The following is a 7,977-nucleotide window of genomic DNA, read 5'->3' as shown; positions in this document are numbered from 1 at the left end:
AAGCACGTAGTCTTCATGGATTTCTCAGCGGAATTTATGCTTCGCTATGTGCATATCAATTAACCCATCGAAATAAGCCAAAAATTCAAATTATGAAATCATCGGCTTAAGCAGGATTCAGGTTATTATTAAGATAATCATTAGCAAAAGTTTATATATACATCGTAAAAATGTGAAAAATGCCTCATTTTAGGTGTAAAAAATATTAATTTTAAAGTTTAAAAATCACAGCCAAGGCTGTGATTTAAAATTATGTTTCACTTGATCAAATTTTTGATGCCTTATGTTTAGGCTGCTTGTTGACGACTGTCCACTAATTTACAGCCAGTCTGCCGTTGCAATTCTTCAAAACTTAAGCCATCCACTATTTCAACAACCTGAGCTTGGCTGTCTCTTAACTCAATCACACACAGATCGGTATAAATACGGTTGACACAATGTTTACCGGTAATCGGATAGGTCAGTTCTTCCACGATTTTAGGCTCACCGTTTTTGGTCATATGCTCCATGCACACATAAACACAGCGAGCGCCCACAGCCAGATCCATCGCACCGCCTACGGCAGGTACAGCATCAGCATTACCAGTATGCCAGTTGGCCAAATCACCATTTATCGCGACCTGAAAAGCACCTAGGATACAGATATCTAAATGTCCGCCTCGCATGATATCGAAGGAGTCTGCAGAATTCATAAAACTGCCACCTTGCAGCATACTCACGAGCTCTTTACCAGCGTTAATCAGGTCATCATCCGCCTGTTCAGGATCGCTCAATGCAGCAAAACCTAAAACGCCATTTTCCGAGTGCAGGATTACTTGCTGTTCAGGTTTTAAATAACCTGCCACGCGTGTAGGCAAACCAATACCCAGATTCACAAAAGAACCGGTTGGAATATCTTGTGCGACTTTAGCCACAATCTGTTCACGTGTCCGCTTTTGAATATTCATTATTTAATATCTCCCACCTGAACTACATGCTGTACAAAAATCCCAGGCGTCACGATGATCTCTGGATCAAGATCTCCCAGCTCCACAATCTGGTGGACTTGAGCAATGGTAGTTTTTGCCGCTTTAGCCATAATTGGACCAAAATTGCGCGCTGCCTTACGGTAAGTTAAGTTGCCCCAGCGGTCTGCCTGATTGGCATAAATCAAGGCATAATCAGCATGAATCGGATATTCCAGTACATAGTCTTTTCCGTTGATATTTCGGGTTTCTTTACCCTCCGCAATCTTGGTACCGAATCCGGTTGGGGTGAACACAGCCCCCAGGCCCGCACCCGCTGCCTGAATACGGCAGGCCAGATTTCCTTGTGGTACCAGTTCCAGTTCAACCTTACCGGCCTTATACAGGTCTTCAAATACCGTTGAATTATTGGCCCGTGGAAATGAACAGATCATTTTTTTGACCAGTCCGGACAACAGCAGATTGGTTAAACCACGATCTCCAGAAGCAGCATTATTATTGATAATGGTTAAATCTTTCGGACCTATGTCAATCAATGCTTCGATTAATTCTACGGGCTGGCCTGCCAGACCAAAACCACTGGTCATAATGTGTGCACCATCGGGAATTTGTTTGAGTACCGTCTCGATATCCTGCGTGATTTTATTCATCATATTGCTTCCTGGCATGTTCTATCTATATTGCGATTGCAGATTAATCTGCTTTTTGCGGATCAAATAAGCGGTCTTTAATAAAGAAAGCTGGAATCAGGCCACAAAGAAAATAGGCAATGCCCATAATCAGCAGACCAGTACCTATTGAGCCACCTTGAGCAAAGTATCCAATCGTCAGTGGCGCAAAAACAGCACCCAGTCGGCCAACGTTATAAGCACCCCCTACGGCCGTTCCACGCACTTTGGTGGAGAAGCTTTCAGTCATGTAGGTCGCATTAATTCCATAGGGAATACCATAAAGAAACCCGAAAAATAACATCAGCCAAAGGATATTGTCCGGCGTATTGCCAAAGACAATCACTGGAATAAAGATTGCAGTCCCCATGGTGCCAAAAGCAAAAACTGCACGACGGCCAATCCGATCAGCGATAAAACCGGCAATCACTTTGGTACACATCATGATCAGGAAAGTTCCGATCATATACATGGTCATTTCTTTAAACTTGATACCTAGATCAGACTCTAAATAGGCAGGCAACCAATTGCTGACACCGTAATATCCAAACTGTAGAAATGCCGTACTGAATGACCAGAGAATAAACATGCGACGACTTAGCGCATCTTCAAAGACCATTTTAAAGGTATTTTTTGGCTTCTCCTGTGCAATGCCACTGGCTTTTGCATCCAAGCGAGCTTGACGCGAGTCTAACCACGCTTTAGGTTCGGGTACTAAAAAGTACATTGCGACCGAAAGAACAATAGGAATAATGGCAATGTAATAGAGATAGCGCCAGCCAAATTCAGGCAATAGCCAGCCAGCTAAAACAGTAGCCACGACTGAACCCAAGGTCCAGCCCGTCATAAGTGTAGCCAATACGGTAGAGCGGTATTTAGTTGGTACGTATTCTGCCATCAGGGTATTACAAGCAATATATAAAGCCCCTAAGCCAATCGAAGATGTAAAACGCAGCCATTTGAACTGATCATAACTTTCAACAAAACCTAAACCGAAAGTTAATAAAGAAAATAGTGCAATAGCGATCACAATCACACGAACCCGACCAAAGCGGTCGCAGGCCCAACCCCCAAAGAAGCCACCTATGGCCATACCTGCCAGCGTCCAGCTCCCTAAAGCACCGGCCTGCATACTGCTTAATGAAAACTCTTGTTTTAAACTGGTCAGACTGTAAGCCAATAAGGCAATATCGGCCCCATCAACCAGTAATGCCAAAAATGAGAAGATAAAAGCCAGAATCCAGACTTTTTTCTTGGGTTCGTCTTCACCTTCCAGATGGTGTGGTTGCGCACTGATTGTATTCATAACGTCCTTAAATATTTTTTAGCATTCCGGTGCTTTCAGTACTGATCTTTTTCAAATACTTATTTATATGAAAAATAAAATAGATTACTGCAATGATCCCCTCATTTAGAAAATAGGAGAATTCTTCTTTTGATGCTCTCTTTCCCTCCTGCTATTTCATCAATGGCATTCATTCAGAAATAGTCTGGTTCACTTACAGTGAGACCAACAGCAGGGGTTCTAGCCAACAGAAGTTGGCTAGGGTTTATAAAGAGATTTAATTACAGAATGCGGCAATTCCGGTTTGTGCACGTCCCAGAATCAAGGCATGTACATCATGGGTACCTTCATAAGTATTCACCACTTCCAGATTCACCAAATGACGCGCTACACCAAATTCATCAGAGATCCCGTTACCACCCAGCATGTCACGTGCCAGACGTGCAATATCCAGAGCTTTACCACAGTTATTCCGCTTAATTAAAGACGTACCTTCGACTGAAGCAATGCCTTCATCTTTCATTCGACCAAAACGTAAAGCAACCTGTAGACCGAGTGCAATTTCAGTTTGCATATCCGCCAGTTTTTTCTGGATCAGCTGATTGGCCGCGAGTGGTCGGCCAAACTGTTTACGATCCATGGTGTATTGATGTGCAGTATGCCAGCAGAACTCTGCAGCTCCCATGGCACCCCAGGCAATCCCGTAACGGGCACTGTTCAGACAGGTAAATGGACCTTTTAAGCCACGTACTTCTGGAAATGCATTCTCTTCCGGTACAAAGACATTATCCATCACAATTTCACCGGTAATCGAGGCACGTAAGCCAACCTTGCCATGAATCGCGGGCGCTGAAAGCCCTTCCCAGCCTTTTTCCAAAATAAATCCGCGAATGTCACCGACATTGCCTTCAGCGGATACTTCTTTGGCCCAGACCACAAATACATCTGCTATCGGACTATTGGTAATCCACATTTTTGCACCTGTTAAACTGTAACCGCCTTCGACTTTTTTGGCACGGCTAATCATGCTGCCCGGATCGGAACCATGATCGGGTTCAGTCAGGCCGAAGCAGCCAATATATTCACCGGTGGCCAATTTTGGTAAATACTTCTGCTTTTGCACTTCAGAGCCAAATTCATTGATCGGCACCATCACCAGTGAACTTTGTACACTGGCCATGGAACGATAACCTGAATCGACACGCTCAACTTCACGTGCGATTAAGCCATAGCTGACATAATTTAAACCGGCACCACCGTACTGTTCTGGAATGGTGGGACCCAGCAAGCCTAATTCGCCCATCTCACGGAAAATAGCCGGATCAGTCTGTTCATGGCGGAACTGTTCTAATACCCGTGGCATCAGCTTATCCTGACAATACGCAGCGGCTGCATCACGAATCATGCGCTCTTCTGAACTCAGTTGCTGTTCAATGAGGAACGGATCTTGCCAATCAAATCTATTTTTTGTCGTCATTTTAATATTTCCCTATTTTAATATTATGAGTTTAGACCGTTGCTTGTTTAATCATTTCACGCGCAATGATAATTTGCTGAATTTGCGTAGTTCCTTCATATAAACGGAACAAACGCACATCACGGTAGAAACGTTCAATTGAATATTCACTGATATAACCTGCTCCGCCATGGATCTGTAGGCAGCGATCAGCAACTCGACCACACATTTCAGTCGCAAACATTTTTGCACAAGACGCTTCAGTGGTGACATTTTGGCCGGCATCACGTAGGCGAGCCGCATCCAGCACCATACATTTAGCCGCATAAATTTCAGCTTTAGAGTCGGCCAACATGCCTTGAATCAGCTGGAAATTTGCAATAGCCTGACCAAACTGTTTACGTTCAACCGCATAATTTAAAGCATCTTCCAGCATACGTTCTGCCATGCCGACGCTATAGCCAGCAATATGCAGACGGCCCTTATCCAGAACACGCATTGCGGTTTTAAAGCCAATTCCTTCCACACCACCAATCAGCTGATCTTTATGCACCTTACAGTTATCAAAAATAACATCGCAGGTATAAGAACCGTGCTGGCCCATTTTTTTATCAATCTTACCCAGACTTAAGCCCGGTGTGCCCGCTTCTACCAAAAATGCTGAAATGCCGCTCGCACCTCTAATCTCCGGATTGGTACGTGCCATCACGGTAAATGTGGTGGCACGAGGTGCATTGGTAATGAAGCGTTTAGTACCGTTTAAAATATAATAATCACCGTCTTTGACTGCACTGGTTTTTAAAGACGCTGCATCTGAACCTGAATCTGGTTCAGTCAAACAGAATGACCCGATGATTTCGCCGGTTGCATAACGTGGTAAATATTTTTGTTTTTGCTCTTCAGTACCATCAATTACGATGCCACTTGAACCAATACCGTTGTTGGTACCAATTAAAGAACGGAAGGCAGCCGATGTATGGCCTAATTCCATCGCGACCAAAATTTCCTCTTCCATGGTAATGCCTAAACCGCCATATTCCTCTGGAATCGTCAGGCCAAACAAGCCTAGCTCTTTCATCTGTTCCACAATATGTTCAGGAATGGCATTGTTCTCTTCAACTTCATGTTCAAGAGGCACCAGTTCATTTTTTACAAAATCGCGAATAGTAGACAGAAGTTGCTCTAACATTTCCGGATCACGAATCATATGAATCTCCATGGATATAGTTTGGGTAAATTCCTTTACCTTTATTTTTGTTTCGTATTACGAAATAAATAACCATAAAACCAGAAAATCAGCAAGCAAATTCATTAAAAAATTTATTTTTTTATAAAAAATGAAATTTTTCTAGATTTAAAATTGATTTAATATAGAATATTATTTCACAATGCGAAATTATTTCTTTTTAAAGTTTACATTCCGAATAGCACTTTTTATAAGCTGATGAGGATCAAAACTCTATAAAATTCATTGTTTCATTAGATGATTTATTTCAAAAGTAGATCAGCTATTTTTTGCAGTTATTTACCGTGTATAGTAATTTTTGGGCATGGAACAGAATAAAAATGATCGTTATTTATATAATTTATCTATAATTCAAGTGTTTTATTTTGTATCGTGAAACTAAGTTGCTATGATATTCATTAATTTACTCTCTTATGTAGACCATGACAAAAAATAAAACAGGTGAAATACCTAACTTCGATGAAATTCGCTTAGATCCAATCTCGCATATTCATCGCGAAAACAATCCCCAGTTTATTGCGTCTATTGCACGTGGCCTGGAGATTTTAAGATGTTTCTCTGCAACCAATCAGTTACTAGGCAATCAAGAAATTGCACAAATGACCAATTTGCCAAAACCGACTGTGGCGCGCATTACGAGTACCCTGGTTTCTTTAGGCTATCTAAAACAGCTTCCAAATACGACTAAATATTTACTGGATGTCGGTGTGCTAGCTCTGGGCTACTCTGCGTTAAGCAATATCTCTGCACGCACCCAGGCTTATCCGTTTATGGAAGAAATGTCACGCTATGCGCAGGCACCAGTCGCTATGGCAACACGTGACCGTCTCAATATGATTTACCTAGAAGTGGTGCATACGGATACAACACTAACGATGCGTCGTTCAGTCGGTTCAACTTTGCCCATTCATTCTAGTGCCATGGGACGTGCCTGTCTGGCCGCGATGGAGGTAAAAGAACGCGAATATCTATTTGATGCGATCAAGAAACGAAACGAAGACCAGTGGCCTACCATCAAGCGTAATCTGGAACGTGCGATCCGTGATTATCAAGATTATGGTTACTGTCTGTCTTTAGGCGACTGGGCGAAAGATGTGAATTCCGTGGCAGTTCCCCTGATTCATCCTAAACATGGAATTTTAACGTTTAACTGTGGTGCACCAAGTTATCTGTTAAATCAGGAAAAACTTGAAAATGAAATTGGACCACGTCTGATTCATATGGTGAATAATATTGCGATGAATCTTAATAGCATATAAGAGATTAATTACAAGAGCGGCTTAGGTCGCTCTTTTTATTTGTTTATGCAGTTGGCCTCTATCTCGTTTAACTTGGATATTTTCCGTTCTATTTATCCTATAGAAATCATAAATTTTTTAAATTTTGGTTCTTTATAAAAAATAAAAATTAAACTTCATAACATCTAGAGATAATGATAAAATATCGCATAGCGAAATGGAGTTTTATTTATGGAAGATATCACAAGAGAGTCGATGGAGTTTGACGTTGTCATCGTAGGCGCAGGCCCTGCGGGTCTTTCTGCTGCGATCAAAATCCGTCAACTTGCAATTGAAAACAACTTAAATGATTTGTCCGTTTGTGTCGTAGAGAAAGGCTCCGAAGTGGGTGCACATATTCTTTCTGGTGCGGTACTTGAACCGCGTGCCATGAATGAACTGTTCCCGGACTGGAAAGAACAGGGTGCACCTCTCAATGTACCGGTGACTGAAGATAAAACCTTCTTCCTGCTTTCAGATGAGAAATCACAGGAAGCACCACACTGGATGGTGCCTAAAACCATGCACAATGATGGCAACTATGTCATCTCACTCGGTAACGTGGTGCGCTGGTTAGGAACTAAAGCTGAAGAACTCGAAGTGTCGATCTTCCCGGGCTTTGCTGCTGCTGAAATCCTCTATCATGAAGATGGTACGGTCAAAGGCATCCAGACCGGTGACATGGGCATTGGCAAGGATGGCGAACCGACACATAACTTTACTCCGGGTTATGAACTGCATGCCAAATACACTTTATTTGCTGAAGGTTGCCGTGGTCATTTGGGTAAACGCCTGATCCAGAAATTCAATCTGGACCAAGATGCTGATCCACAACATTACGGTATTGGCATTAAAGAGCTTTGGGAAATCGACCCTGCCAAGCATAAACCGGGTCTGGTGATGCACGGTGCCGGCTGGCCATTGAATGAAACCGGTTCTTCAGGCGGCTGGTGGTTATATCACGCTGAAAACCACCAGGTGACCTTGGGTATGATCGTGGATCTTTCGTATGAAAACCCGCATATGTATCCATTTATGGAAATGCAGCGCTGGAAAACCCATCCACTGATCAAGCAGTAT

The 7,977-nt window shown here is 42.6% G+C and carries 7 protein-coding genes and 1 pseudogene; 3 read left to right on the top strand and 5 right to left on the bottom strand.

The annotated features are described in order from the left end of the window. A pseudogene (locus KUG37_RS14265) lies at window positions 1-110 on the top strand (IS982 family transposase); the annotation flags it as partial. Between the two features lie 177 nt (window positions 111-287). Here KUG37_RS14265 and KUG37_RS14260 read toward each other — a convergent pair. The 5 genes from KUG37_RS14260 to KUG37_RS14240 form a co-directional block, all read right to left on the bottom strand. Then, on the bottom strand, window positions 288-947 hold the full coding sequence (locus KUG37_RS14260) for a 3-oxoacid CoA-transferase subunit B (protein WP_216938189.1): 660 nt from the start codon (window positions 945-947) through the stop codon (window positions 288-290). Continuing rightward, window positions 947-1,618, bottom strand: coding sequence for a 3-oxoacid CoA-transferase subunit A (locus KUG37_RS14255; protein ID WP_216938187.1), 672 nt, complete (start codon window positions 1,616-1,618; stop codon window positions 947-949). Before KUG37_RS14255 ends, KUG37_RS14260 begins: the two co-directional genes overlap by 1 nt. A gap of 40 nt (window positions 1,619-1,658) precedes the next feature. Continuing rightward, on the bottom strand, window positions 1,659-2,939 hold the full coding sequence (locus KUG37_RS14250) for an MFS transporter (protein ID WP_216938185.1): 1,281 nt from the start codon (window positions 2,937-2,939) through the stop codon (window positions 1,659-1,661). Window positions 2,940-3,195: 256 nt separating this feature from the next. After that, the gene (locus tag KUG37_RS14245; protein ID WP_216940641.1) at window positions 3,196-4,395 is read right to left on the bottom strand and encodes an acyl-CoA dehydrogenase; all 1,200 of its coding nucleotides are present in this window, start codon (window positions 4,393-4,395) and stop codon (window positions 3,196-3,198) included. Window positions 4,396-4,426: 31 nt separating this feature from the next. Beyond that, window positions 4,427-5,581: an acyl-CoA dehydrogenase family protein gene (locus tag KUG37_RS14240; RefSeq protein ID WP_216938181.1), complete on the bottom strand. Its 1,155-nt coding sequence runs from the start codon at window positions 5,579-5,581 to the stop codon at window positions 4,427-4,429. Between the two features lie 461 nt (window positions 5,582-6,042). Between KUG37_RS14240 and KUG37_RS14235 the strand changes: the two genes are divergently transcribed. Together KUG37_RS14235 and KUG37_RS14230 are read left to right on the top strand one after the other, a co-directional pair. Next, on the top strand, window positions 6,043-6,879 hold the full coding sequence (locus KUG37_RS14235; protein ID WP_216938179.1) for an IclR family transcriptional regulator: 837 nt from the start codon (window positions 6,043-6,045) through the stop codon (window positions 6,877-6,879). A gap of 210 nt (window positions 6,880-7,089) precedes the next feature. Next, a partial coding sequence (locus KUG37_RS14230; protein ID WP_216940638.1) for an NAD(P)/FAD-dependent oxidoreductase occupies window positions 7,090-7,977 on the top strand: 888 nt, incomplete at its 3' end.

Origin of the sequence: Acinetobacter sp. BY419 (assembly GCF_019038395.1) — a bacterium.
Classification (GTDB): domain Bacteria; phylum Pseudomonadota; class Gammaproteobacteria; order Pseudomonadales; family Moraxellaceae; genus Acinetobacter.
Note: the sequence above shows the minus strand (reverse complement) of the source record. Positions and strands in the feature narration are given on the sequence as shown.

What these genes read in the sequence shown, in the direction of transcription:
- KUG37_RS14260 (WP_216938189.1), bottom strand. Translation starts at nt 947, where the DNA reads ATGAATATTCAAAAGCGGACACGTGAACAGATTGTGGCTAAAGTCGCA.
- KUG37_RS14250 (WP_216938185.1), bottom strand. Translation starts at nt 2,939, where the DNA reads ATGAATACAATCAGTGCGCAACCACACCATCTGGAAGGTGAAGACGAA.
- KUG37_RS14255 (WP_216938187.1), bottom strand. Translation starts at nt 1,618, where the DNA reads ATGATGAATAAAATCACGCAGGATATCGAGACGGTACTCAAACAAATT.
- KUG37_RS14245 (WP_216940641.1), bottom strand. Translation starts at nt 4,395, where the DNA reads ATGACGACAAAAAATAGATTTGATTGGCAAGATCCGTTCCTCATTGAA.
- KUG37_RS14240 (WP_216938181.1), bottom strand. Translation starts at nt 5,581, where the DNA reads ATGATTCGTGATCCGGAAATGTTAGAGCAACTTCTGTCTACTATTCGC.
- KUG37_RS14235 (WP_216938179.1), top strand. Translation starts at nt 6,043, where the DNA reads ATGACAAAAAATAAAACAGGTGAAATACCTAACTTCGATGAAATTCGC.